Below are 25,221 nucleotides of genomic sequence, written 5' to 3'. Positions count from 1 at the left end.
GACACGACCGGAGGTGGTGACCGGTCAGCCGGTAACGCGGATTGGACCAGGTTGCGCGCGATATTCGACCGGGGACTGCAACGCGATCCTTGCGCGGCGCACGTGGAGAGTGTGCCAGTCCAGTCGGGTTACGGGGCGATCGACCCAGATGACTTCCGCCCCGTCGAACTCGAGGGCGATCATCACGATCCCGGACGGATCGGTCGAACGGGCATAGGATCCGGTGGACCGGAACTTCGTCGCGAGTGCACCGAACCGCTGCTGCGTTCCCAACTTCACGCACATGAAGGCCTGGTCGGGAGTCGCCCACGTCGCATTCGTCGTGGACACCTTTCCCCGCCGGACCGCCGGCTGGCCAGCCCGCCACCTCGAAGGAAGTCCAGGCTCGTGCTGGGCGCTCTGAGGATGGCCCTGTGGCAGCGCCTCTACCAGCGTGGCAAGTTGATACAGCACGCGGACGCCGGGTCGTCATACAGGATCTTCTGGCTCGCCGAGCGCTTGGACGGCGCCGGCATCATAGCCTCGATCGGCAGCGTGGGCGACGCCCACAGCAACGCCCTGATGGTATCGATCACCGGGCTGTTCAAGACCGAGCTCGTGAAACCGGGCGCCCCAGGAAGGCGTTTCGCCAGCGGTGCGGGCGCCCGGGGCGCGTGTGCGCTACTTGGAGGTCTTGATCTCAAGCAGCATGAAGTCGCGGCCCTGCTTGTCGGCGGTCTCACCCACGGCGGTCCAGGCGTTCTTGTCGACCGGGAAAGTCTTGCGCTCGGTACCGGTGGACATCTCGACCTGCGCAGCGTAATTGTTTCCCTTGACTCCGAAGACGGCCGGGATCTCCAAGCTCAGGTATCCCTTGTCCCCAGTGACGCGGAAGCACACCTTCTCGTTCTGGTGCGAGAAGACCTCCATCAACTCCGGCGCGCCTGTGCATTCGGCCAGGAGTATGTGCCCGTCTCCTTTCTTGAGCTTTATCTTCTGCTCGGCGAGGATTTTTTCGGCGTTCGGGTATTCGAAGGTTTCGACGGCGTAAGGCGGACCCTCATCGGCGACTGCTTTTGCTGCGATGGGTTTCGTGGCGGATCCGCCAGCCACACCGCCCGCGGCTGCGATCCAGGTCAGAGCTCCCGCAGCCACAACTGCACCGGCGATTCGCCGGATTACACTACGTGCCTTCATTTTCATCCTTAGCGTCGAGCCAAAGTTTTCGCGACCATGCGTAAGCACGCGGCGAAAGAAGGGGTGTACCCGACTTCTCAGCCCCGGTCACGACCGCCCGATGCCATCGAGATGGAAATGCAGCGACATCGGGCACTTACTGGCGATCTTTCAAATGAAATCAAGCCATGCGTCATTCAACCAAGAGAACAAATAGCCACATGCGGGACATATTCCCCGTCGAATAAGTGACTTGCGTCACATCGCGGAATGGTTGCAGCGATTTTGCGAAAACTTGAGGGCGGGATTCAGCCATCTTTCGGGCACGGCGCCGGTTGGGTTCCGGCCAGGTATGTTCCGGGCGTGTGCGCTGCATAAGGTCGGGACATCGCCGTTCCGGTGAAATATTCCCGGGCAAAGATCCGGCCTCGACCTCGAGGAATCGGAACTAGAGAGGTTCTTCCGTGCAGGAAACGTTTTGGAGCCGGCGCCGTTTCGCCACCGCCCTCGCGGCGGGTGCAGCCGCCGTATCAGCCCCCCTGCTGTTCACCACACCCGTACGGGCAGCCACCCGCGCCACCGCCCCGGCCGGCGACGCACTGGCGCTACCGGACACGGACCGGGCCAAGGCCGTCCAGGCATGGATTCTGGGAGGACGTGCGGTCAAGGAGGCGGCTGCCTACGCACTCGCCGGCACCGACCAGGAGGTGACGACCTTCCTCACCGAGCAGTTGCCGAAGGCCACGCGGATCGACAACCGTGTCGCCGCGTTCACCTACCTGGGCTTCGGAGGCAAGAGCGTTCGAAGGGACGTGAGCGCCGCCCTCAGCAATGGGGACGAGGCGATATCCGCGTTCGTCAAGGACGGCTTCCGCTCGTCGGTCACGGAGGACATGCGGGTCTCGACCCTCTCCGTCATGGCCAACGGCGGAAAGAGCGTCAAGCGAGACGGCAACGCCGCGCTGAGCGCCGGCACCGACCAGGCACTGGAGCAGTTCCTGCTCACCGGCCAGTACAGCGCCAGGCTGGAGGATATGCGGGCAGAGATCATACGTAGCCTCGCCACGGCCGGCCCGGAGCTCAAGAAGTACGCGAACCGCGCCCTGAGCGGGACTGCGGACGACGTGCAGTGGTACCTCGACACCGGGCAGCACATCGCGCGGGCACGAGACCAGGAGGCCGCCACCATCGCGCAGCTGGTCGCCGTCGTGGAGCGTGAGAGCACGCGCGCCCGGGAGCAGACCGATCTGGCCGTCGAAGCCTCGGAGCGGGCGACGACAGCCGCCGGCAAGGCCAAGGAGAAGGCCGAAACGGCTGCGGCCGAAGCCGAGAAGGCACGGGATGATGTCCGGAGGTCCGCCGAGGCGGCCCGCCAGGCCGCCACCGCAGCCAGCGGCGCCGCGTCCGCCGCTCGAACGGCCATTCGCGCCTCCTCCGCCGCGGTCCAGGCGTCCCAGCGGGCGTCCTGGGCAGCCGCGGCGGCCTCCCAGGCAGCAGCAGCAGCTGGTTCGGCGGCCACCCGCGCCTACAACGCCGCGATCGCCGCGTCGAAGGACGCGACGAGGACCAGCGAGGCGAAGGATGCCGCCGTCGCCGCCCGCGACGCTGCCGCGAAGGCATACTCCGCTGCCAAGGCGGCCGATGACGCAGCCGTCGCATCCGAGCAGTCCGCGAACGCCGGCCTGGCCGCCGCCGACGCGGCCCGTGACGCCGCAGCCGCGGCCAAGGCCTCCGCCCAGGCGGCCGAGGCCTCCGGCGTCGCCCAGGACGAGGCGGCCGAAGCCCAGCGCCAGGCCGCGATTGCCTCCACCGCTGCCAATCAGGCGACCAACGCCGCCTCCACGGCCCAGGCACTGGCCTCGACCGCCGCGCGGGCCGCTCGTGCCGCGAACACCTCGGCCAAGTCCGCCGCCAGACATGCCGAGAAGGCCGCCGACGCCGCCGAAGAGGCCGTCAAGTACGCCGGCCAAGCCATCGACTTCGCGAACAAGTCGACCGCCCATGCCAACGAGGCGGTCGAAGCGGCCAACCTCGCGACGCAGGCCGTCGCCGACGCGCTGACCGTGGAGAAGAACGCCCGCGCAGCCGAGGCGGCCGCGCTGGCAGCCGACAAGCTGGAGGGCATGAAGGAAGCCGCGCAGCTCGCCCAGCTGGACAAGAGCGAACGCGCGGCCGCCCTGAACAAGCGGACCCAGGCACAGCAGACCGCCCAGGCCACCAAGGACCTCATAGCCAGGGCGGAGCAGGCCCTCGGTAACGGCGAACTCACCGTCGCCGCCGCCCTCGGCCGCCGAGCGGCCGTCGCGCTGCTGGACTCCAAGGGCATCTGGACCCGTCAGGCCGCCCGCTTCGCACTCGCCGGATCCGACTACGACGTCCACACCTGGATCGACATCGACCGGCAGGTCGCCGAGTCCCAGGACAACCGCGAGACCATCCTCTTCATCGCCCAGGTCTCCGAGCCGGCCGTCGCGAAGGCCGCGGTTCAGGCCCTCGCCGGCGGCGTCCCCGCGGAAGGGGACTTCAACACCTCCGGCGTCATCAAGTCACGTTCCGAGGACAACAGAGTCAACATCCTGAAGATCCTGAACGAAAAGCCCGGCAAGGCCGTCACCAAAGCCGCCAACAACGCGCTCAACACCAACACGCCGGAAGCCCTCCAGAAGTTCTTCGACGAGGATCTGGCCAAGGCCGTCGAAGAGGACGACGCCGTCGCGACCATGAATGTCATCGCCAACGGTGACGCCTACTCCAAGGCCTACGCCGAGGTGGCCATGGAGGGCCCCGCATGGATGCGCCGGAACTTCGTCCAATCAGTCCGGCATCGAGCCGCCCAGCTCGACTACGACTCCCTCAGCCACGCTGCCGCCATGCAGGCGACCATCGCGGCGGCGGCCAAGATCGCCCAGGAGGCGCAGCGAGACGCGGCGCTCGCCTCCCAGGTCGCAGCAGTGGCCCGGGATGCCGGCCAGCAGGCTCAGGAGTGGGCGCAGAAGGCGTTGGACTCAGCGAAACGGGCCGCTGACTACAAGGAGCAGGCCCGCCAGCACGCGGACGCGGCGGACAAGTCCGCCGCCGACGCCCAGGCCTCGGCGAACAAGGCCAAGGACGCCGCCGCCACCGCTCAAAGCGCCTCCCGCGCGGCGAACCACTCCGCGAACCGCGCCATCGACGCGGCCCGCAGCGCACAGGCCTCCGCCTACAGTGCCCAAGCCTCCGCCGCCGACGCCCACCAAGCCGAACTCGCCGCAGGCCGGGACGCCAAGACCGCTGCCAAGGCTGCCGCCGAGGCGCGCCAGATCGCAGCGGACAAGCGAACGGCGGAAGTGAAGGAAGCCGCGCGCCTCGCCGCCGAGCAGGCACAGAAGGACCGGGACGCCAACCGCAACCCCTCCGACACGACGAACAACGACACGGTCAACCCCAGGGGAAGCCAACCCGGCAAGGACGAAGGGTGGAAAGATGCCAAGTCGTGGGCTGACACCGCCGACAAGGTGAGCACCGCCGCAGGACTCCTGGCGACAGGGTTCGCCGTGTCGTGCGTCTTCTTCCCGGCAGCACCCGTTCTCGGCGGCATCGCCGCCGTCTGCCTCGGCGTCTCTGTCGCCGCCGCTGGAGTCAGCGCAATCGCCACCGGAATCGAATACGGCTTCACCAGCGGCGAATTCGCTTACTCCGCCGGCCGCGCGGCACTGGGGCTCCTCACCCGCGGCGGCGGACGGGCAGCCACCGCTGTGGCCAAGCCCGTCGTCCGAACCGTGGAAAAGGCCGCCGGGGCTGCATCCAAGATGCTCTACGAGCTCGTCTCCTGACCGCCGATCCCTCAGCCTCCAGTCCCCGACCACGGATCAGGTCCAACGGATCGGCCGCTGACAAATCGTTCCGTCAGATCATGGCAATCACCGCTGGATTGCAATTGCGGCAGATAGTCAGTAATGGGCTAATTGCCAGGGACATTTCACTGGGTACATCTTCTCACCCCGGGCGACAGAGGCGATCCAGGTCAATTGATCGCGCAGTAAGTCGGATACCGCTCGGGGCGACTCCCTACAGAGAGAAGACATGATTTCACCACGCAGGAGACGAATACTTCCCGGTCTCCTCCTCGTTCTGGGCCTCACCGCGACCGGCACCGCCGCCGCCGACGGCCAGGTCCTCGCCCCGGCCTCCGCCGGCAAGGCACCGGCGGCGGAGGCGTCCCCCCGCAAGTCGAGCAGTGTCGACCCGAACCGTCTGACCGGTGTCCCCGGCCCAAGCAAGACCCGGCCCGCTACGGTGACTCCCCGGGAGAAGTGTGAGCCCACGCCCGCCGGCTCCCAGGAGCGCAAGGCGGGAGCCGCGCAGGCCTGCGTCACCACGATCGCCACGCCGGCGCCCCCGGCCGGGCGGCAGGCCCGCGCCGCAGCGCAGCCGATGGCCGCAGCTGCCGCCGCCGACACGGGCAGCTGTGCGATCGCGCCCCCCAGGACGTGGTATTACAACCGGTTCACCTACTGCGTCCAAGGCCTGACCGTGCTGTACACGCTCAAGGACAGCAACGGCAAGGTGATCGGCACTGGAACGCTGGACATTTCGAGCAGCGCCGTCCTGCCCGCCCAGGGCACGACTTGGAGCGAATTCGTCAGGGTGACCATGACCGATGCGACCGGTGCCGTCAAAGCCCTGAATGTGAGGTTCAAGCCTGCCTGCTCGGCCGGTTGCAAGGTCACCAAGTCTCCCCGGTGGACGGGTAAGACCATAATCAAGGACCAGGTCCTCTCCGGCGATGTGGGCTACGAATCCACCCCGGCTCCTGGCGCGAAGGTCGACTTCACGACGTCGTACGAGTTGTACGTGACGTCTCCCGGCGCCCAGATCGTCGACCCGAGCGCCTCCTGGAGCAACCCGGAGAAGATCCGCTGCGACGACGCCGTGCGGGACACGACCACCGGCGCGTCCGACCCCGGCTGCGTCGTGCCCAGCATCATGCCGGTCGTCAGGATGAGCGACCAGCCGAACCCGCAGGGCGCGGGCGCCGCGGCGGCCGGCTACCTGTGGGCCCAGAGCAACCTCGCCGGCTGGGGACGCGACAAGCCGCTGACCCGGGCAAAGGGTGACGTAGCCGGCCGGAGCGCTCGGACCTGCGGAACTTTCCAGACCCGCACGGACCTCGTCGCGACCGACATTTGCGGCGAGTTCCCCTTCGCGGAAACCCGTGAAGGAGGAATCGACGGCGCTCAGTGCGCCGAGATCCTCCCCCGTCACAGCACCCGCGGGGGCTGGGTCACCGATGTGCTGGACGGCGGCACGAGCAGCCCTTGCGTGCGCGCCCACGTCCCGCTTGCGGACAAGCAGGCTGCCGATGCTCAGCTCGCCGAAGGCTTCGCGAGCCAGCGAGTGGTGGAGGACGACCAGTTCAAGGTAGAGATATCCGGCTCCATCGCCGAGCCACAGGCCGTCTGCCGCCAGAGCGCTCCCGCCGGATCGGTCCCTTCCGGCAACGGGTGGATCAAGAACACCACCGAACCGGTCCCGCACGTCAACAAGACCACCACCCCACAGGGGCCGGCCGGTACTCGGGCGTCCACGGCGCAGGCTTGCTTGGGCACCACGCTTGGAGACGGTTCCGATGCGAAGGGAGACATCACCGGCTGGGCGGACGCCGAACTGTTCCGCCAGGCCAACTCGACCACAGCGGGACTCGCCCGGTGTCACCTGATCCCCAACATCCTCGGTGGCAAGGGTGGAACGAATGACGGCGGACCGGACAATCTCTTCCCCTGCTGGCAGTCGGGGACGAACACCGGAACGCCCAGCATGCGAACCTACGAGGCCGTGGTCCAAAAGGCGGTGAGAAAGGTCAAGGACGGCGGCATCCTCGGGCCGAATGACGCGATCTTCTACCAGGTGACGCCGGACTACCGGAGCAGCGACAGCACGATTCCGCAGGGGGTCACGATGAGCGCTAGGGTCGAGCGGTCGGACGGAACGTCGCAGCCGCTGTTCCCCGACGTCTACATCACCAATACCCAGAAGAACACGGGCCTGCTGAACCTCGGAAACTAACCCCACCTGATTCGCGCCATCGGGAGCCAGAATGAGCCGTACCACCCCGCCGCGGCCGGTTGACGTCACCGCGATCCTCCCTCAACTGGCCCCGCTGGCACGTCCGGCGATCCGGTTGCATCCCCGCCCCGGGTCCCCGTCACCGCACGACAGTTCGGTCGGCGGGCCGCTGCTGTGGCCCGCCGACGAGCCGTGGCCGCACTGCAACGAGTCACACAACCAGATGGACGACCTGTACGAGGCGTACGAGGTGTACGCCAGCCAGGACTACGAGTGGCACGACGGCCCAAACCCCATGGTGCCCGTGGCCCAGCTGTACGTGCGCGACATACCGCTGCTGCGACCGCCCGGACAGGCCGACCTGCTCCAAGTGCTCTGGTGCCCATTCGAACATGAGCCGGACAACAAACCTCCGACTGCACTGTTCTGGCGGTCCTCCACCGAGGTCACCGGCCACCTCGCCGCCCCACCCGGCCCCTTCGCCGTGGAGTACGACGGCTATATACCCCGACCGTGCGTGCTCGCACCGGAGCCGATCACCGAGTACCCCAACCCCATGGAACTGAGCAAGGAGCTGCAACAGCAGCTGAAGGACTGGAGCAACTGGCAGGCAGCCGGATCCGCCGTGGACAGCTCCTGGGCCCCCTACCCCGATTCGTTCTACGACAGCCAGCTGTCCGTCGCCCCGGGCTGGAAGGCCGGCGGCTGGCCCCCGTGGGGCCTCACCGATCCGATCGCCTGCTCCTGCATCGCCTGTGGCGCCAAGATGGCCCCGCTGCTGACCATCGCCTCGAAGGAATGGGACAGCAGCAACACGGGTTGGGTCCCGTACGAGGATCAAGCCCTCACCTCCCTCGACGACGCCCGGGTGGCGAACCCGCCCAAGGTCCAGGTCTCCAGGGGAAACCACCTGCAGCTCTACGTCTGCCCGGAGTCCCCGGATCACCCGCACACGTCCCTGATCCAGTGAGTTCGCCTCCGCACTGAGCAGCCCGGCCGCCGTACGGACGCCACATCTCGGCAGTTCCCGTCGGCGCCGGTTCGGTGCGGCAGCGCCCCGACGGGAGGGGCTTGGACAAGCCTTCCCGTGGGTGGGCCTACTCGGATCACCGTGAGGGGGTTGTCACACCCGCCTGCTGTCACCGGTCAGGTCCGCCACACGTGCCCGCGCGGGAATCAGCATGCACGACGTGCTGCCGACGCGCACCACGCGGCGCCGGCAGACACCGGCCCAGCAGTCGGTGTCACCGTCGGCGCCCGGCAGCGGGGGCCAGACCTCCGGAAAGGTACTGCCCCCACTCGATGAAGTTCGCCCCTCCCGGCCGAAAGGCGCCCGCGTCCTCGCCGAGCAAGCACTAGATGTCGGCAAAGTACGGACCTGCCTGTAGGCACACCGCCTCGCGGTCCTTCCGCCGGGCCCCGCCGTTCCGGCTGATGTCGCGCCGCAGCCACGAGCGGGAGCACACCGCGTACTGGCTGAACGTTGAAACGTACGCCAGCACCCGGCGACACCGCCCGCCACGGTTGCCCTTGCACGTCGGAATGCGTTCGTCGGAATGCGTTCGTCGGAATGCGTTGCTCCGCTCGCGCGTTGGTGATCACTGACAGCAACATCCCCTTCCCTGACGGTCAGGGCCGGACGAAAGGCGGACGATGCGGGCAGTCATTCACCACGGGCAGCCGGGGACGAGCGGACTACGGCCGGCGGAGGTCGCCGATCCGGAACCACGCACGGGTTGGGTGAGGGTGCGCCTGCGTGCCGCCGGACTGAACCACCGTGACCTGTTCCTCATGGACGAGCGCACCGGCGCCGAAGCCCCGTTCGTCCCCGGTTCCGACGGTGCCGGGATCGTCGACGCGGTCGGGGAGGGGGTGAGCGGGGTCCGGGAAGGCGACGAGGTCCTGATCAACCCGGCACTGGGCTGGGAGCACGCCCACGACACTCCCGTTGTACCGGAGATCCTGGGCGGGCCGGCCGACGGCACTCTCGCCGAATGTGTCGTGGTGCCCGCCTGCAACCTCGCCCGCAAGCCGGCCCATCTGTCATGGCCGGAAGCTGCGGCGCTCCCCATGGGGGCGCTCACCGCCTACCGGGCGGTGTTCACACGAGGCGGGCTCAGGCGCGGGGAGCATCTGCTCGTGCCCGGCGTGGGAGGCGGCGTCGGAGGATGGGCGCTGCTCCTGGGCAAGGCCGCCGGCGCGCGGGTCACCGTGACGTCGCGGAAGGCGGACAAGCGGGACCATGCCGTGCGCCTCGGGGCCGACCGGGCGCTGGACACTGCGGCGGACTGGGCCGCCGAGCTCGGCGGCGCATCGGTGGACCTGGTGGTGGACGGGGTGGGTCCCGCGGTCTTCGGCCAGTACCCCAAGGTGTTGCGCCCCGGCGGGCGCGTCGTCCTCTTCGGCGCCACGACCGGCACGGACCTCCATGTGCCCCTGAGGGAGCTCTTCTTCCACCAGTTCAGCCTGCTGGGTACGTCCATGGGCAGCGCCGAGGAGTTCCGGCAGATGCTCGCTTTCGTCGAGCAGCACCGCATCCGTCCGGTGGTGGACAGCGTGTACACGCTGGAGAACGTGGCGGAGGCGTACGAACAGATGGTGGCAGGAACGCAGTTCGGCAACATCGTCGTCGTGCCCTGAGCGCTGACGTACGCGGCCTGCGCCGGAGCGGGGGTCTCCGGCGCAGGCAGTTCGTGGGGGTCGGCAGGGTGTCAGTCGGTGGCGTCCTGCAGAACGGGCGCGGGCGAGGCCGGCAGAACGGCGTCCTTGGTGCTGGAGCGTACGGCGGTGACCTGGAGCAGCAGGGCGAGGAAGCCGACCCCGGCCGCGCACAGCGGCAGGACGGCCCCGCTCCATCCGACGGAGAAGGCGAGACCGCCGAGTCCCGACCCCACCGCGCTTCCCAGGTAGAGCGCCGATTCGTTGAGGGCCACGGCGACAGGGCCGCCGCGCTCCCCCCGCGCCACCAGCAGGTCGTTCTGCTGCGGGACCTGCAGGGCCCAGCCCACGGCGCCCCAGACGGCGATGGGCAGCAGGGCGAGGAGCGGGTGCAGCGAGGCGGCGGGGCGCAGGACCAGCAGGGCCACGGTGAGCAGCGCCAGGATGCCGACGACCAGCGTGTAGGGGCGGCGCACCCGGTCGACGAGCGGTCCGATGAGGAAGCTGCCGATGACGCCGCCGATGCCCCATGCCCACAGGTAGGGGGTGATGCTGTCGACGCTGCCCATGGCACCGGTGGCCATGACCGGCGCGATGTACGTGTACAGGCCGAGGCTGGCGACGGCGGCCAGGAACGAGACCCCGACGATGGAGGCGACCCGGCGGTCGGTGACGACCTGGACGCGCTGGCGCAGGGTGACCGAGGTGGCGGCGGGCAGGGCCGGGAGGCGCACCGCGAGTCCGGCGAAGGAGACGAGGCCGATGGCGGACACCAGCCACAGCGTCGAACGCCATCCGACGTGCTCGGCGATCAGAACGCCGATGGGCACGCCGATGACGGTGCCGGAGCTCATACCTCCCATGATCACCGCGAGGGCTCGGCCGCGGCGCTTGTCGTCGACGAGCGAGGCGGCCGCGGAGGCGGCGAGTGCCAGGTAGAGGCCGGCTCCCACGCCGGCGAGGGCACGGGTGAGCAGCAGGACGCCGAGCGTGCCGGCGAGGGCGCTGCCCGCGTTGGCCAGGGCGAAGACGGCGAGGGAGGCGAGCAGACCCAGCCGGACGCGTGATGCGGACAGGAGGGTGGCGAAGATCGGGGACGCGATGGCGTAGGCGAGGGTGAAGGTGGTGACCATCTGCCCCGTGGCCGACACGGAGGCGTGGAAGTCGTCCGCGATGACCGGCAGGAGGCCTGCGGTGACGTAGGCGTCGAGGCCGAGCGCGAAGGCTCCGAGCCCCAGGAGATAAACGAGTTTCACTGGGTCCCCATTGTTCGATGGTCGTGGGACATTCATACCTAGTGCGTGCACGGCTGCGGCGGCAACTGCGGCGGAGCGTTTTCAGCCGTTCTCCGTCCTGCCCGGGTGTGCGATTGTTGGGCAATGCGCCACTACTTCCACCCGGACATCGACGCCATCGCCCTGCCCGCCGTGCTGTTCGCGCTGAGCGACGCGACCCGGCTCGGCATCGCGGTCGCGCTGGCGGACGGCAGTGAGCGCACCGCCGGGGAACTGGGCAGCGGCATCGCCAAGTCGACGATGACCCACCACTTGAAGATCCTCCGGGAAGCAGGGGTCCTGTACGTCCGCTCGGAGGGGACCCGCTGCTACAACTCGCTGCGGCTGGCCGACCTGGAGAGCCGGTTCCCGGGACTGCTCCGGCAGTTGCTGGGTCTGGCCGTCAAGGACGGCTACGCTCCGGCCGACGCCCGCCGCCGGGGCGAGGTGTGACGACGGGCGCCGGCCGCGCACAGCGGTGAACCGCTCAGCGTGCGGGGCGGTCCACCGGTGCAGTGCTCACAGATGCAGTGCTCACGGATCCGGCGCTCACAGATCCAGTGCGACGTCGTAGGCGGACAGCCACGCGTTCACACCGAGCGCCATCTCCAGCCCCGAGCGGTCGTACTGCGCACTCATCTCGCCCATCGGGCTGGCCAGCAGCCCGCGGACGGTGGCCTGGTCGAGCAGCGGCAGCACCGGCGACGAGGAGTCCTCCATCACCGCGGTCAGCTCCTGGCGCAGTCCCCGCTCGTACGCCGGGTCCTGCGTCGTCGGGTAGGGGCTCTTGACCCGCTGCACGATCGACTCCGGCAGCAGGTCCTTCCCCGCCGCCCGCAGCAGGCTCTTCTCGCGGCCGTCGAAGGACTTCATCTCCCACGGCACGTTGAACACGTACTCGACGAGCCGGTGGTCGCAGAACGGAACCCGGACCTCCAGGCCGACGGCCATGCTCATCCGGTCCTTGCGGTCCAGGAGGGTCTGGACGAAACGCGTGAGGTTGACGTAGCTCATCTCGCGCATCCGCCGGTCCACCGCATTCTCGCCCGGCAGTCGCGGCGTCTCGCCGACCGCCTGCGCGTAGCTGTCCCGCAGGAACTCCTGCATGCCGAGCTTCTGCATCAGCCCGGGGTCGAACAGCGTCTTGCCGTCGAAGTACTTGCCGGTCGCGGAGGTGAGCCAGGGGAACGTCTGCGCCTCCACCGCTTCGGAGTCGAAGAACCAGCGGTACCCGCCGAACACCTCGTCGGCCGATTCCCCGGACAGGGCCACGGTCGAACGGGCCCGTACGGCCTGGAACAGCCGGTACAGCGACGGCCACATGTCGCCCCAGTAGGCCGGCGGCAGGTCCAGGGCCCTGAGCACCTTGGCGCGCAGCTCCGGATCCGCCAGTTCCGCGCTGTTGAGCACGATCTCGCTGTGGTCGGCACCGATGTGCTGCACCAGGTCACGCACGAACGGCGCGTCGGAGGTGCCGCGTACGGGGTCCTCGACGAAGCCCGCGCCGTGGTCGGCGAAGTCCACGGAGAAGGACCGGACGGGTCCCTCGCCCCGCTCGCCCAGCTTCCGGTGCGCCAGGGCGGTGATGATCGAGGAGTCCAGTCCTCCGGAGAGCAGCGAGCACAGCGGGACGTCGGCGACGACCTGGCGGCCGACGATGTCGTCGAGCAGCCCGCGCACCGTGGAGACGGTGGTGTCCAGATCGTCCGTGTGCTCGCGCGCCTCCAGGGCCCAGTACGTCCGCTTGGCCAGGCCCGACCGGGAGATGCGCACCAGCTGACCGGGACGCACCTCGAACATGCCGGAGAAGATGCCCTGTTCCGGCGTCTTGACCATTTCCAGGATCTCGCGCAGCCCCTCGGCGCTCACCTTCCGCGGCACTGCCGGATGGGCGAGGATCGCCTTCGGCTCGGAGCCGAAGACGACACCGTCCGGCGTCGGGAAGTAGTAGAGCGGCTTGACGCCCATCCGGTCGCGGATCAGCAGGAGTGCCTGCTCGCGGGTGTCCCACACGGCGAAGGCGTACATGCCGTTGAGCCGGTCCGCGAGACCCTCTCCCCACTCCAGGTACCCGCGCAGCACGACCTCGGTGTCGCTGCGGGTGCGGAAGCGGTGTCCGCGGGCGACGAGTTCGGTGCGCAGTTCCTGGAAGTTGTAGACCTCACCGCTGTAGGTGAGGCAGGCCAGCACACGGCCGTCCTCCTCGGCGACCATGGGCTGGCGGCCGCCGTCGAGGTCGATGATGGAAAGCCTGCGATGACCGAGCGCGGCATGCTCGTCGGCCCACATGCCCTCGGCGTCCGGGCCACGGCAGGCCATGGTCCGCGTGACGGCTTCAAGGGTCCCGCGTTCCTGACGAACGTCGCGGGCGAAGTCCACCCAGCCGGCTATTCCGCACATGTGGTTCTCCTCGGTGAATAACGCTGATGGTCGGTGAGTTGTGGAAATGAGTCGAAGGCCCGGTCAGCCCAGGCGTTCCCAGTCGGTTTCCTGGAGAACGGTGCGACCGGCCGGGAAATACGTCACCGGAGCGGTGGTGCGGGCCTGTTGCTCCATGGTGTTCAGCAGCCGCTGCAGGGCCAGGGCGTCCTGCAGGCCGGGGAACGGCTGCGCGGGCTTCTCGCCCCGGGCCACGAAGCGCGCCACGTCCGCCGCCATCCGGCCCAGCTTGACCACGGTGGCGGCCTCTTCGGGCACCGGCCGGGAGCTGGTGTCGAGTTCGTGGATCACGACGTCGCCCTCGGAGGTGCGGCGCCACACGCGCAACCGGTCGGCATCCCACTCGGGCGTGTCGAAAACGAGGCCGGCGTACTCCAGCTCACCGGCCGGGGAACGGAAGACGAAGTCGACCTCGCGTTTGCGGGTGATGTTCACGAAACTGCTGTAGCCGGTGACGGTACCGGGGCCGAGGCGGGCCGACAGCGCGACGCTGTCGAGCACCTCGGGTCCCGAGACCGAGAAGTCGGAGCGGGTGCCGAGTACGGTGTCCAGCTCCAGCTCGTGGCCGTGACCGGCGATCCAGCCGACGAGGTCCAGCGGGTGGATGATCTCGCTGGGGACCCCGCTGGTGGGCCGGTGGTCGTTGATGCGGTCCTTGCCCCAGGTGAAGTGCGCCCGCACCAGCTGCAGATCGTGCTCCCGCACATGGTCGCGCAACCACACCGTGGCCTCGGAGTAACGTTCCACGAGATCCATGCAGAACCCGTGGGTCCGTGCGAGCGCGGCATCCACCGCCGTCAGGTCGTCGCGCGAGGTGATAAGCGGCTTCTCGGCCACCACGAAACCCTCGTAGCCGGCCAGCTGGGTGAGCACGTCGGCGTGGGCCTCGTCCGGGACGGTGACGACGACCACGTCCGGCCGGAAATCGTCGAGCCCTTCCCGCACGGAGGCGTAGTACGGAATCCGCGGGTCCCGTCGGCGCCGCCCCACGTGGGCGAACTCCACCGGCAGCCCGGTGTTCCGGAAGGCCATGCGGAAACGGGTGCCGGCGTATCCGAGCCCTACGATCAGAATTTTCACGGTCTATCCACCTCGCACATCAAGGGCCAGCAGATCCTCGCCGGTCGGCAGGAATCCGAGTTTCCGGTAGAGCGGCGCCCCGTCGGCCGTGGTCTGCAGCACGACGCCGGACGCTCCCTGGCCGCGCAACCAGGCAAGGACGTGGTCCATCACCCGGGCGCCCAGGCCGTGGCGTCGCCACCGGGGTTCGACCACGACCGTCTGCACCCACCCCACCCGCCCGTTGAGGCTGTGGGCCGTGGGTGCCCGCTCGTCCAGCACGGCGATCGCGCAGGCGGCCAGCGCCTCTGCCTCGCCGATGACCGCGACGTGCACCCGCTCGCCGGGCCCGGTCAGGTGCCGGTGGAGCCATGCGCGATAGGCGTGCCGCCAGGCCGCGTCCTCCGCCGGGTCACGCGCCACGTAGTGGCCGTCGCCGGCGCTGAGCAGATACCCGCGCAACCGGACCAGCTCGTCGATGTCCTCGGTGGTCGCCGGCCGGGGCCGTAAGTCTGGCTGGGCAATCACGGGACCGGACTCTATGGCCGTTCGCGCCGCAAGTGAAATGAATTCGGTGCGCGGCCTATACAGGAACTGAATAACTGGCCGCGGTGACGCCGCCACCTCGGCTTATCCGGCCGGTCGATCAATCGGCCGCAACGGTATTTCTCTTCGGGATGCGGCATGGCTACGTTCGTGGCGTCCAGTACTGCTGATTCTCCCACCGGAGGTCCCATGTTCGGGTACATCGACTTCTTCTCCGCCGAGATCGAAAAGCTGAAGGAACGCGGCGGCTACCGGACATTCCTCGAGGTCGCGCGCATGGCCGGGGAATTCCCGGCCGCCCTCAAGCACGGTCCCGGCGACGGGCGCAGGATCAGTGTCTGGTGCAGTAACGACTACCTGGGCATGGGGCAGCACCCCCTCGTCCTCGCGGCCATGAAACAGGCCGTCGACGAAACCGGGGCGGGCAGTGGCGGTTCGCGCAACATTTCCGGCAACCACCGCTACCACGTGGAGCTGGAACGTGAGCTGGCCGACCTGCACGGCATGGAGTCGGCACTGATCTTTCCCTCGGGCTATGTGGCGAACGACGCCGCACTCACCGTCCTGGCCGGTCGTCTGCCCGGCTGCGTGGTCTTCTCCGACGAGCTCAACCACGCCTCGATGATTGCCGGCATCCGGCACAGTGGCGCGGAGAAGCACGTCTTCCGCCACAACGACATGGAGCACCTGGAGGAATTGCTGGCGGGCACCGACCCGGCCCTGCCCAAGATCATTGCGCTGGAAAGCGTCTATTCCATGGAAAGCGACGTGGCCCCGCTGGAACGGGTCGCGGAGCTGGCCCGTACCTACAACGCCTTCACCTACCTCGACGAGGTGCACGCGGTCGGCATGTACGGACCGCACGGTGCGGGCAAGGCCGCCGAACTGGGCCTCGACGGACGGTTCGACGTGGTGCAGGGCACGCTGGCCAAGGCGTTCGGCACGGCCGGCGGGTACGTGGCGGGCCCCGCGGCGGTCGTGGACGCGATCCGCAGCTTCGCCTCGGCGTTCATCTTCACCACGTCGCTGCCCCCGGCGGTCGCCGCCGGAGCGCTGGCGGCCGTCCGCCATCTCAAGCGCTCGGACCAGGAGCGCAAGCAGCTGCAGGCCAAGGCCGGCCTGCTGCAGGAACTGCTGCGGGAACGCGGCATACCGGTGGTGTCCGAGGCCGCGCACATCGTCCCGGTCCTGATCGGCGATGCCGTCAAGTGCCGTGAGGTGGCGAGCGAACTGCTGGAACGGCACGGCTACTACGTCCAGCCGATCAACGCGCCGAGCGTCCCCACGGGTTCCGAGCGGCTGCGGGTCACCCCGACCCCGCAGCACTCCGAGGACGAGATCGTGGGCTTCGCCCGGGCACTGGACGGGGTCTGGGAGCGCGCCGGCCTGCCGCGCAGGCTCGCCGGGGCCCTGGCCTGAACGGTGCTCCCGGCCGGGCGCCGCACGGGGTGGGGCGCCCGGCCGGGAGCCGGGTGAGGTACGGCCGCAGCAACAACGGCCTTACCGGCAAGGGCCCTGCCACGACGGCCACTTCGCAGGACGCCGCAACCACGGCCTCAGCGGGTGGCCAGTTCCCGTTCCGTGTGGTGGCGCGCCGCCTGAGGGGGCAGGCGCAGGGACCGGCGCGCCGAGATCACCCGGCGGGCCACCGCGGTGAAGCGGTCGGCCAGTGGATGGGCGCCCTGTGCGGGGCGGACCAGCGAGATGGGGACCTTCGGGGCCCCGCGCAGGGGCACGAACCGCACCGACGGGTGCAGATTGCGCCGCAGTACGAGGTCGGGCAGCACGCTGATCCCCCGCCCGGTGGCCACCGATTCCAGGCACTCGTCGAAGTTGTGGCACTGCACGGTGAAGACGGGCCTGCTGCCCGCCGGCCAGTCGTTCTCCCCGACGACACCGCTGACCGAATTGAACACGAGGGGATAGTCGGCCAGTTCGGCCCAGTCCGCCCATGGGCGTCCGCTCCATGGGTGCCCTTGGGGAACGGCGGCAACGCATTCCTCCGTGTCGAGTTCGGTGGCTCTCATTCCCTCGACCGTCGTGCGTCCGCGCAGCAGAGCGAGATCCACGATGCCCTGGTCGACGCCCGCACAGCGGTCGTCCCGGCGGCGCAGCTCGACCCCTGCCCCGGTCTCCTTCTCGAAACGGACAATGGCTTCCTGCATCCACGCGTCCGGCAGGAGCCAGGAGAACCCCAGCCGCAGTACCGGCCGTTCGGAGACCGGGAACAGGGCCCGCTCCAAGTGCGGGAGCAGCGTCTGCAGATGATCGCGGAGTTTGACTCCGGCCGGGCTCAGCGTCACCTGTCGCGTGGTGCGGTGGAAGAGAGGAACGTCGAGCTGTTCCTCCAGGCGCCGGATGGAGCGCGTCAGCGTCGGCTGGTTGCTGTCGAGCCGGGCTGCGGCATGAGTGAAGCTGAGGGTGTCCGCGACCGCCAGGAAGGCCTGGAGGTGCTTGAAATTGACATCCCATATGCGCATGGACGGGCTTCTTTTCTCCTCCTGGGAGTCCCCCGACGGCAGCCCACCGCTCATCGTGTACCCCGGCTGCCCTCTTCCGGGAGTGCGGCGGGGGGCCGGCAGGTGACGGACGCGGAGAAGCAGAGCCGGTCGTGTTGCACAGCCGTGACCCGCACCTGATGTTCCCCGGGCCCGTCGGTGTCCGTGACCGTCCGCAGTGGAGTGGCGGTGATCGTGCACGGTGCGTCCAGTTCGACATACTGCTGGAACTCGCAGTCGAGGCGGGTGACCTGGGCGCCTCCCACTGCCTGGTGGGCCGCTTCCAGCAGCACGATTCCCGGGACGTGGTCGACGGGGTGGTCGAACAGGACGGGGTGGCTCGTGTCCGTCCGCAGGAGCCACTGGTTCTCGTCGAGCGCCGAGAGGACCACGTCCTGGGGCCGGGAACGGCCTGTGGTGGCACACGGCACCGGCCGCCCGGGGGGCACGGCCGACGCCATGGCGGCCCCGGCGTCCGCACGCGCGCCGCGAAGCCGCCCGTACGCGCCGGGAGAGAGCAGGGCGAAGCGGGTCTCGACGGTGGCCACGCGCACACCGTCCCAGTAATAGACCGCCCGCAGGGACAGGGCCGCGGGGCGAGCACCTCGGTACGCAAGGTCGAAGCACTCGATGTGCAGCTCGGCGTGCGGGCCCCGGCCGGCGCCCGCGTGGGCGCTGTCCTCGATGGTGTAGCGCAAGGTGTCCCAGATCAGCTGGTGGCCCAGCGGTACGTCGTACGCGGCGTGACACAGCATCGGAAGAGCCTGGCGGACGGTCTCGCAGATCAGCAGCGGGTCCCCTTGCGCACCCACCCGGTAGAAGGCATGCGCCAGGGGCCGGCGCGCGTCGATCCGGAATCGGTCCTCGCCGGTCTGCTCCCAGTGCGTGAGGTAGACCTCGGCGGCGCGTTGCTTATGGGTGTGTATCGGCTCTACGACGCTCTTTCTGTTCAGGCATGACGACGCAACCACTCTTCCCCCTTGGTGCTGCGACCAGGGGCGGAACCCCCGGCCACGAAAGTACGTGTACAGGTAACATAGAGGTCGTTCCGTTTGTTTGTCGAGCAGTTGGTTGAAGGACTGATGACAGGAAGACGTATGCATGAGCGGGCCCTGCACACCCGGGCAACGCTCATCCGCGCGGCGGCCGAGGTGTTCGAGGAGTGCGGGTACCACGGAGCCGGGATCAACAGGATCCTGACCAAAGCGGGCGTGACGGCCGGCGCGATGTACTTCCACTTCAAGTCCAAGGAGTCCTTGGCGCGAGCAGTCATGCTGGAGCAGGCGACCGACGTCACGCTGCCGCAGCAGCCCCAAGGCCTCCAGCAACTCGTGGACGTGACACTGGCCCTGGCCAGGGAGCTGCAGAGCAACACCCTGCTGCGGGCGGGCGTGCGGCTCGCCGTGGACCAGGGCGGCCCGGCCGTCCAGGACGACACGGTGTACATGTGGTGGGCGGAGCGCTTCCGCGAGGAGCTCGTGGCGGCACGGCGGGAAGGCGAACTGCTGGCTTCCGTCGACGACGCGGAGTTCGCCAACGTGCTGGTGGCAGCCTTCACCGGGACACAGCTGAAGTCGCAGTTCTCGACCGGCTGGGCCGATCTGCCGCTGCGCATCATGTCCCTGTGGCGCTATCTGCTGCCCGGCATCGCGACGCCCGAGGCCGCGGCGCGGATCACCCTGGACAGCGAACGGCGCCTGCCATGGGAGTGAGGCCCCTGCGCATCGTCCTCACCGGCGCCACCGGCTTCATCGGCAGCAGAGTGGCGGCCGAACTGCTGCGGGATGCCGCACAGCCGCACGTCCGCGTCGTCGGGCGCTCGGCCCCGCACCAGCTGATCGCGGCAGGGGCGGAGTGGGCCGAGGCGGACCTGACGAGGCCGCACACCCTGCGCGGCGTCTGCACGGACGCCGACGTGCTGCTGCACCTGGCCTCGCGCGTCAGCGGCGACCCGGAGCAGTGCGCCGCGGTGAACACCGACGGCTCGGCGCACCTCATGGCCGAAGCCGCCCGGGGCGGCGTCGCGCGCGTGACCTATCTGTCGACCGCCGCGGTGTACGGCCACGGCCCGCACCGGGGAGCGGACGTGGCAGAGGCCGAGCCCGCCCCGGTTTCCGCCGCCAGCTCGACACGGCTGGCGGCCGAACAGTACGCCCTGAACGCCGGGGGCACGGTGCTGCGCCCCGGCCTGGTCCTCGGCGAGGGGGACCGCTGGGTGGTGCCCGCCCTGGCCGAGCTGCGCCGCCGGGTACCCGCCCGCTGGGCGTCCGGCGCGGCACGGCTCTCCCTGGTCGCCGTGGAGGACCTGGCCCGGCTGATCGCCAGGACCGCGCTGGCCCCCCGGCCCCTCCCCCGGGGCGTCCACCATGCCAGCCACCCCGAGCCGGTGCTCGCCCGGGACCTCATGGACGTCTTGGCCGACCATCACGTCCTGCCGCCCACCCCGGCGGACGACTGGCCCTGGCCCCGCTGCCTGGAACGGCTCGCCGCGACTCCGGGACGGATCTCCCCGCGGCAGTTCGCCCTGCTGGCCCAGGACAACTGGTTCCGCAGCGACAGCATCTGGCGGCTCACCGGCACCGCCCCGGGGCCGAGCCCCCTGGAACGCGTCGGGGGCTGGGCGCCCTGGTACCGCGAGCACCTCTCCCGTACGCCCCCCGCGCAGTGACCGCTCGGCGGTGGTGTCAGGGGGTGGTGGTGGAGACGACGTAGACGCGGGGGCGCTGGGGGTCGTCCATGTTGGCGACGATCTCGAAGTTGGGCTTGGGCTTGTCCTGGGTGTGCACGGCACCCTTCCAGTGGTGGGCGCCGGTGAACTTCCAGCCGACCACGGCGGCCTCGTCCTCGTCGATGGGCACCTCGCCGTCGCGCAGGGCGGAGGCGTCGGTGCCGATCTGCTGCAGCCAGGTGTCGAAGGCGCTGCGGGTGGTGGTGAAGCGCAGGTACAGCGAGCTGGCCTTCCACGAGTTGGTCTCGAAGGAGGCGACGTGCTGGGCGTAGGGCGGCACGGTCATCCCGTAGATGCGGCGCTGCAGGCGGGAGGGCCAGCCCGGTTCCAGGCCGGTGGCCGCGGCCTCCTCCCGCTTGGACTCGCTGCCGCTGCGGCTCTGCATCGCGGAGATGTAGAGGTAGCCGGCGGGGATGGCGATCAGCAGGAAGACGACGACGGGTTTGACCCAGCGCGGGCCGCGCCAGGGTACGGGCTGCTCGGTATGGTGCACGGCGCTCACCCCCGGCCCGCCCGGGAGTAGCGCTCGTAGCGTTCGGCGCGGCGCCGGTTGGCACGGCGGAAGCGGCGGGCGACGAGGCGGGCGAGGTCGGCGGCGCCGACCATGCCGGCCTCGGGGCCGAGCTGCGCCTTGACGATGCGGGCCTCGGGCCGGTAGCCGCGGCCGGTGAGGTGGCGGCGGAAGGCGTCGCGGGCGGGGCCGATGAGCAGGTCGTCGGCGGCGCTGACGCCGCCGCCGATGACGAAGCAGGAGGGGTCGAGGGCGGCGGCGAGGTTGGCGATGCCGACGCCGAGCCACTGGCCGATGTCCTGCAGGAGCTCGACGCACATGGCGTCGCCCTCGCGGGCGAGCTCGGTGATCAGGGGGCCGGTGATGTCGGGGACGTGCCCGCCGACGCGGTCGATGATCCCGTAGGCGACGGGGGATTCGGCGGCGGCCAGTTCGCGGGCTTCGCGCACGAGGGCGTTGCCGGAGGAGTACTGCTCCCAGCAGCCGCGGTTGCCGCAGGGGCAGCGGTGGCCGCCGGGGACGACCTGCATGTGGCCGAATTCGCCGGCGACGCCGAACTTGCCGCGCTTGACCTGGCCGTCCTCCAGGATGGCGCCGCCGATGCCGGTGCCGAGGGTGATCATGACGAGGTGGTCCTCGCCCCGGCCGGCGCCGAAGCGCCATTCGGCCCAGGCGGCGGTGTTGGCGTCGTTGTCGACCATGACGGGCACGGCGAGCCGGCCGGCGATGCGGTCGCGCAGGGGCTCGTTGCGCCAGGACAGGTGGGGGGCGAACAGGACGCGGTTGCGGTCGGCGTCGACCCAGCCGGCGGCGCCGATGCCCACGGCGTGCACGTCGTGGCGGTCGGAGAGGTCGAGGACGAGCTCGACGATGGTGTCCTCGACGACCTTGGGGCTCTTGGACTTGTCCGGGGTCTCGGTGCGCAGCTTCTCGAGGATGTTGCCGTCGGCGTCGACGACCCCGGCCATGACCTTGGTGCCGCCGATGTCGATGCCGACGGTGGGGACGCGGGGGGCGGTGAGGTGCGAGCGCCGCTCGCGCGTGCCGACCGTGCGGAGCACGGTCGCTCTGCCGGTGCCCCGGTGGACCCGCTCCCGGTACATGCTCATCGCGACTGTCGCCCCTGGAATGCTCTCGTGAGGCCGTGGCCTCGGTCTTTTCGTCGGTCCTGGCCGATTGTGCCTCACCGGCGAGGTGCCCCGCCAAACAGCGGGGGTGACCTCCGGGCCCGTGGCCGGGAGGTCACCCCCGCTGCGGAAGGGGAGCCTCAGGCGTCCTTCTCGGCCGCCTGCGCCGCGTCGAAGCGCTTGCCGCCGATGACGTCGGGCACGGGGGCCCGCTCCAGCTCGTGGCTGAGCTGCTCCAGCTCGCTGCCGCCGGCCATCTGCCGGGTGAGCTCGTCGAGGGCGATCTCCGCCTTGGTGTGGCTGCCGGCCATGGCCCCGCGCTTGAGCAGCACGAACCGGTCGCCGACGAGGTAGGCGTGGTGGGGGTTGTGCGTGATGAGGACCACGCCGAGGCCGGCGTCACGGGCGGCGGCCACGTACTTCAGGACGACGCCGGACTGCTTGACGCCGAGCGCGGCGGTCGGCTCGTCCAGGACGAGGACCTTGGCGCCGAAGTACACGGCGCGGGCGATGGCCACGCACTGCCGCTCGCCGCCGGAGAGGGTGCCGATGGGCTGGTCGACGTCGCGCAGGTCGATGCCCATGCGCAGCAGCTCGGCCCGGGTGGTCTCGCGCATGGTGCGCACGTCCAGGCGCTTGAAGGGCCCGGCGCCCTTGACGGGCTCGGAGCCGAGGAAGAAGTTGCGCCAGACCGGCATCAGGGGGACGACGGCGAGGTCCTGGTAGACGGTGGCGATGCCGCGGTCGAGGGCCTCGCGGGGGGAGGCGAGGGCGGCCGGCTCGCCCTCGATCTCGAAGGTGCCGGCGTCGTGCCGGTGCAGACCCGCGATGATCTTGATGAGGGTCGACTTGCCGGCACCGTTGTCGCCCAGGACGCAGGTGATCTCGCCGGGGTGGACCTCCAGGGAGACGCCTTCGAGCGCGCGGACGTTGCCGTAGTACTTGCTGACGTCGGCCAGCTTGATCAGCGCCGTCATTTGCTCGCCTCCGCGCGCCTGCGGACCCACGCGTTGAGCAGGGTCGCCAGGAGCAGCATCGCGCCCAGGAAGAACTTGAACCAGTCGGGGTTCCACTGCGCGTACACGATGCCCTTGCTGGTCATGCCGAAGATGAACGCACCGACCGCGGAGCCGATGGCCGAGCCGTAGCCGCCGGTCATCAGGCAGCCGCCGATGACGGCCGCGATGATGTAGAGGAACTCGTTGCCCACGCCCTCGCCGGACTGCACGACGTCGTACGACATCAGCAGGTGCTGGCCGGAGATCCAGGCGCAGAAGGCCACGGCCATGTACAGGCCGATCTTGGTGCGGTTGACGGGGACGCCGACCGCGCGGGCGGCGTCGGCGCCGCCGCCGACCGCGAAGATCCAGTTGCCGGCGCGGGTGCGCAGCAGGATCCAGGTGGCGAGGGCCACCAGGCCGAGCCACCACAGGACGGTGACCTGCAGGTCGACGCCGGCGATCGTGAAGTGGGAGGCGAAGACGGCGCGGGCGGAGGGGAAGCCCTCCATGTCGCCGATGGTCTTGGTGGAGACCGTGCCGCTGATGAGCTTGGTGAAGCCCAGGTTCAGGCCCGTGAGCATCAGGAAGGTGCCCAGCGTGATGATGAAGCTGGGCAGCTTGGTGCGGGTGAGCATGAAGCCGTTGAAGAAGCCGATGGCCAGGGTGACCAGCAGCGAGACCCCGGTGCCGACCCAGACGTTGGCCGTCATCTGGTAGCTGAACATCGACGAGACCAGGGCCGAGCTGGTGACCATGACACCGGCCGACAGGTCGAACTCGCCGCCGATCATCAGCAGCGCGACGGGCACCGCCATGATCCCGATCGTCGAGGACGCGTACAGGACGGTGGAGAGGCTGGAGGCCTTGAGAAACGTTTCGGCCGCGAACGAGAAGAAGACGAAGACCGCCGCCGCGCCCACGACCGCGCCGAGCTCCGGGCGGCCGATCAGGCGGCGCGCGAAGCCCCGGGTCATCAGGCGTTCGTCCGCCCCGGTGGTGGTCGCCGTCGTCATCGGGTGCCCCGCTTCGTGTACTCGGCCAGGGTCTTCGCGTCGTCCTTGGTGACGATCTGCGGACCGGTCAGCACCGGGCGGCCGCCGCCGAGCATGTCGCGGTTGTACTTGTACAGCCACAGCAGGTCGACGGCCTCGTAGCCCTGGAGGTACGGGTCCTGGTCGACGGCGAAGCCGAGGGAGCCGTCCTGCAGGCCGCCGGCGACCTTGGCGTTGAGGTCGAAGGTGTCGACCTCGGCCTTGCTGCCGGCCTGCTGGGCCGCCTTGACCGCGGTCGGCGCGAAGGGGGCGCCCAGGGTGACCACGGCGTCGACGTCCTTGTCGGACTGCAGCTTGGCCTCCAGCGAGGACTGGACGGCGGGCATGTTGGTGCCCTCGACGTAGAGGTTGTCCACCTGGCCCTTGAAGGTCTTCTTCACACCCTCGCAGCGCTGCTCGTGGCCGACGTTGCCCTGCTCGTGCAGGACGCAGACCGCCTTCTTCCTGCCACGCTGGTTCAGCTGCTCGCCGACGGCCTCGCCGGCGATGACCTCGTCCTGGCCGATGTGGGTCAGGGCACCGAACTCCTTGGACTTGTCGGAGCCCGAGTTCACCGTGATCACGGGGATGCCGGCCTTCTCCGCCTTGGCCACGACGTCCTTCATGGCGTCGGGCTTGGCGAGGGTGACGATCAGGCCGTCGACCTTCTGGTCGATCATGGCCTGCACGCTCTGCGCCTGCTTGTTGCCCTCGACGTCATGGGCGTAGAGGAACTTGATGTTGTCCTTGGCCGCCGCCTGCTTGGCACCGTTCTGCACGATGTCCCAGAACGTGTCGCCATCGCCCGAGTGGGTGACCATTGCGAAGGTCCACCGGGGAGTGTCGACCGCCGCGCGGCCCTGGGCCGCCTTGGCCGCCCGCTCCTCGGCGCGCTTGCCGCCCGTACTGCTGCACCCCGTCAGAGTGGCGCCGAGCACCGCTGCCAGCACGGCACTCACCGCGCGTACGCCTGTCCGAACCCTTGCCACGAGGACTTGCCCTTCTCACTGTCTGTCACGGTGCGGCCGGGCCCCTCGTTCCACGGACCCAACCGCCCAAGTATCCGTCACCATCCGTCACCGCTGTCGGCCGGGGCGTCGGCGGCGGCGTGCGGGCCGCTTCCTGTCCGTGGAGTTGTAGTGGCGCAGG

General features: G+C 69.5%; 21 protein-coding genes. 8 read left to right on the top strand and 13 right to left on the bottom strand.

Annotated elements, in window-relative coordinates; genetic code table 11:
• Positions 1-24: 24 nt before the first annotated feature.
• Both ABD361_RS22095 and ABD361_RS22090 read right to left on the bottom strand, forming a co-directional pair.
• Positions 25-330 carry a hypothetical protein gene (locus ABD361_RS22095; RefSeq protein ID WP_344437211.1) on the bottom strand — a complete coding sequence of 102 codons (306 nt, stop codon included), beginning with the start codon at positions 328-330 and terminating at the stop codon, positions 25-27.
• A 330-nt stretch (positions 331-660) separates the two neighbouring features.
• The gene (locus ABD361_RS22090) at positions 661-1,176 is read right to left on the bottom strand and encodes a hypothetical protein (protein WP_344437210.1); all 516 of its coding nucleotides are present in this window, start codon (positions 1,174-1,176) and stop codon (positions 661-663) included.
• 443 nt (positions 1,177-1,619) lie between these two features.
• Here ABD361_RS22090 and ABD361_RS22085 point away from each other — a divergent pair, with 443 nt between their 5' ends.
• The 4 genes from ABD361_RS22085 to ABD361_RS22070 all read left to right on the top strand — a co-directional run bounded on the left by ABD361_RS22085 (position 1,620) and on the right by ABD361_RS22070 (position 9,840).
• A complete protein-coding gene (locus tag ABD361_RS22085) occupies positions 1,620-4,967 on the top strand; it encodes an ALF repeat-containing protein (RefSeq protein ID WP_344437209.1) in 3,348 nt (1,115 codons plus the stop codon).
• Positions 4,968-5,217: 250 nt separating this feature from the next.
• Positions 5,218-7,200, top strand: coding sequence for a DNA/RNA non-specific endonuclease (locus ABD361_RS22080; protein ID WP_344437207.1), 1,983 nt, complete (start codon positions 5,218-5,220; stop codon positions 7,198-7,200).
• Positions 7,201-7,231: 31 nt separating this feature from the next.
• Complete coding sequence (locus tag ABD361_RS22075; protein ID WP_344437205.1) at positions 7,232-8,170, top strand: YwqG family protein; 939 nt, start codon at positions 7,232-7,234, stop codon at positions 8,168-8,170.
• A gap of 683 nt (positions 8,171-8,853) precedes the next feature.
• Positions 8,854-9,840, top strand: a complete 987-nt coding sequence (locus ABD361_RS22070; protein ID WP_425583287.1) for a zinc-binding dehydrogenase — start codon at positions 8,854-8,856, stop codon at positions 9,838-9,840.
• A 71-nt stretch (positions 9,841-9,911) separates the two neighbouring features.
• Here the strand turns inward: ABD361_RS22070 and ABD361_RS22065 are convergent, their stop codons facing one another.
• On the bottom strand, positions 9,912-11,114 hold the full coding sequence (locus tag ABD361_RS22065) for an MFS transporter (protein WP_344437203.1): 1,203 nt from the start codon (positions 11,112-11,114) through the stop codon (positions 9,912-9,914).
• 123 nt (positions 11,115-11,237) lie between these two features.
• On the opposite strand from ABD361_RS22065, the gene ABD361_RS22060 reads away from it, so the two are divergent.
• Complete coding sequence (locus ABD361_RS22060; protein WP_344437202.1) at positions 11,238-11,585, top strand: ArsR/SmtB family transcription factor; 348 nt, start codon at positions 11,238-11,240, stop codon at positions 11,583-11,585.
• A gap of 96 nt (positions 11,586-11,681) precedes the next feature.
• Here the strand turns inward: ABD361_RS22060 and asnB are convergent, their stop codons facing one another.
• The 3 genes from asnB to ABD361_RS22045 form a co-directional block, all read right to left on the bottom strand.
• Entirely contained in the window at positions 11,682-13,532 is a 1,851-nt protein-coding gene (asnB, locus tag ABD361_RS22055) for an asparagine synthase (glutamine-hydrolyzing) (RefSeq protein ID WP_344437201.1), read from the bottom strand.
• 63 nt (positions 13,533-13,595) lie between these two features.
• On the bottom strand, positions 13,596-14,651 hold the full coding sequence (locus ABD361_RS22050) for a Gfo/Idh/MocA family oxidoreductase (RefSeq protein WP_344437200.1): 1,056 nt from the start codon (positions 14,649-14,651) through the stop codon (positions 13,596-13,598).
• A gap of 3 nt (positions 14,652-14,654) precedes the next feature.
• Complete coding sequence (locus ABD361_RS22045; protein WP_344437199.1) at positions 14,655-15,158, bottom strand: GNAT family N-acetyltransferase; 504 nt, start codon at positions 15,156-15,158, stop codon at positions 14,655-14,657.
• 207 nt (positions 15,159-15,365) lie between these two features.
• On the opposite strand from ABD361_RS22045, the gene hemA reads away from it, so the two are divergent.
• On the top strand, positions 15,366-16,595 hold the full coding sequence (hemA, locus tag ABD361_RS22040; RefSeq protein WP_344437198.1) for a 5-aminolevulinate synthase: 1,230 nt from the start codon (positions 15,366-15,368) through the stop codon (positions 16,593-16,595).
• Between the two features lie 137 nt (positions 16,596-16,732).
• Here hemA and ABD361_RS22035 read toward each other — a convergent pair whose 3' ends face one another.
• Entirely contained in the window at positions 16,733-17,656 is a 924-nt protein-coding gene (locus ABD361_RS22035) for a LysR family transcriptional regulator (RefSeq protein WP_344437197.1), read from the bottom strand.
• Positions 17,657-17,706: 50 nt separating this feature from the next.
• Positions 17,707-18,645, bottom strand: a complete 939-nt coding sequence (locus tag ABD361_RS22030) for a ScbA/BarX family gamma-butyrolactone biosynthesis protein (RefSeq protein WP_344437196.1) — start codon at positions 18,643-18,645, stop codon at positions 17,707-17,709.
• A gap of 126 nt (positions 18,646-18,771) precedes the next feature.
• Here ABD361_RS22030 and ABD361_RS22025 point away from each other — a divergent pair, with 126 nt between their 5' ends.
• Together ABD361_RS22025 and ABD361_RS22020 are read left to right on the top strand one after the other, a co-directional pair.
• On the top strand, positions 18,772-19,386 hold the full coding sequence (locus tag ABD361_RS22025; RefSeq protein WP_344437195.1) for a ScbR family autoregulator-binding transcription factor: 615 nt from the start codon (positions 18,772-18,774) through the stop codon (positions 19,384-19,386).
• The gene (locus ABD361_RS22020; RefSeq protein WP_344437194.1) at positions 19,377-20,342 is read left to right on the top strand and encodes an NAD-dependent epimerase/dehydratase family protein; all 966 of its coding nucleotides are present in this window, start codon (positions 19,377-19,379) and stop codon (positions 20,340-20,342) included. Before ABD361_RS22025 ends, ABD361_RS22020 begins: the two co-directional genes overlap by 10 nt.
• Before the next feature lie 16 nt (positions 20,343-20,358).
• Here the strand turns inward: ABD361_RS22020 and ABD361_RS22015 are convergent, their stop codons facing one another.
• From ABD361_RS22015 to ABD361_RS21995, 5 genes are all read right to left on the bottom strand, one after another.
• Positions 20,359-20,895: a hypothetical protein gene (locus ABD361_RS22015; RefSeq protein ID WP_344437193.1), complete on the bottom strand. Its 537-nt coding sequence runs from the start codon at positions 20,893-20,895 to the stop codon at positions 20,359-20,361.
• Between the two features lie 5 nt (positions 20,896-20,900).
• Positions 20,901-22,022 carry an ROK family glucokinase gene (locus ABD361_RS22010; protein ID WP_344437191.1) on the bottom strand — a complete coding sequence of 374 codons (1,122 nt, stop codon included), beginning with the start codon at positions 22,020-22,022 and terminating at the stop codon, positions 20,901-20,903.
• A gap of 158 nt (positions 22,023-22,180) precedes the next feature.
• Positions 22,181-23,017, bottom strand: coding sequence for an ATP-binding cassette domain-containing protein (locus ABD361_RS22005; protein WP_344437190.1), 837 nt, complete (start codon positions 23,015-23,017; stop codon positions 22,181-22,183).
• The gene (locus tag ABD361_RS22000; protein WP_344437189.1) at positions 23,014-24,054 is read right to left on the bottom strand and encodes an ABC transporter permease; all 1,041 of its coding nucleotides are present in this window, start codon (positions 24,052-24,054) and stop codon (positions 23,014-23,016) included. The genes ABD361_RS22005 and ABD361_RS22000 overlap by 4 nt, the downstream gene beginning before the upstream one ends.
• Positions 24,051-25,061 (bottom strand): sugar ABC transporter substrate-binding protein, encoded by a 1,011-nt coding sequence (locus tag ABD361_RS21995; protein ID WP_486387913.1) that lies wholly within the window; start codon positions 25,059-25,061, stop codon positions 24,051-24,053. Before ABD361_RS21995 ends, ABD361_RS22000 begins: the two co-directional genes overlap by 4 nt.
• Between the last annotated feature and the right edge of the window lie 160 nt (positions 25,062-25,221).

The sequence above is a fragment of the Streptomyces luteosporeus genome (assembly GCF_039532865.1).
Classification (GTDB): Bacteria; Actinomycetota; Actinomycetes; order Streptomycetales; family Streptomycetaceae; genus Streptomyces; species Streptomyces luteosporeus.
The sequence above is the reverse complement of the archived record's forward strand: the minus strand, read 5'-3'. Positions and strand labels throughout refer to the sequence as shown.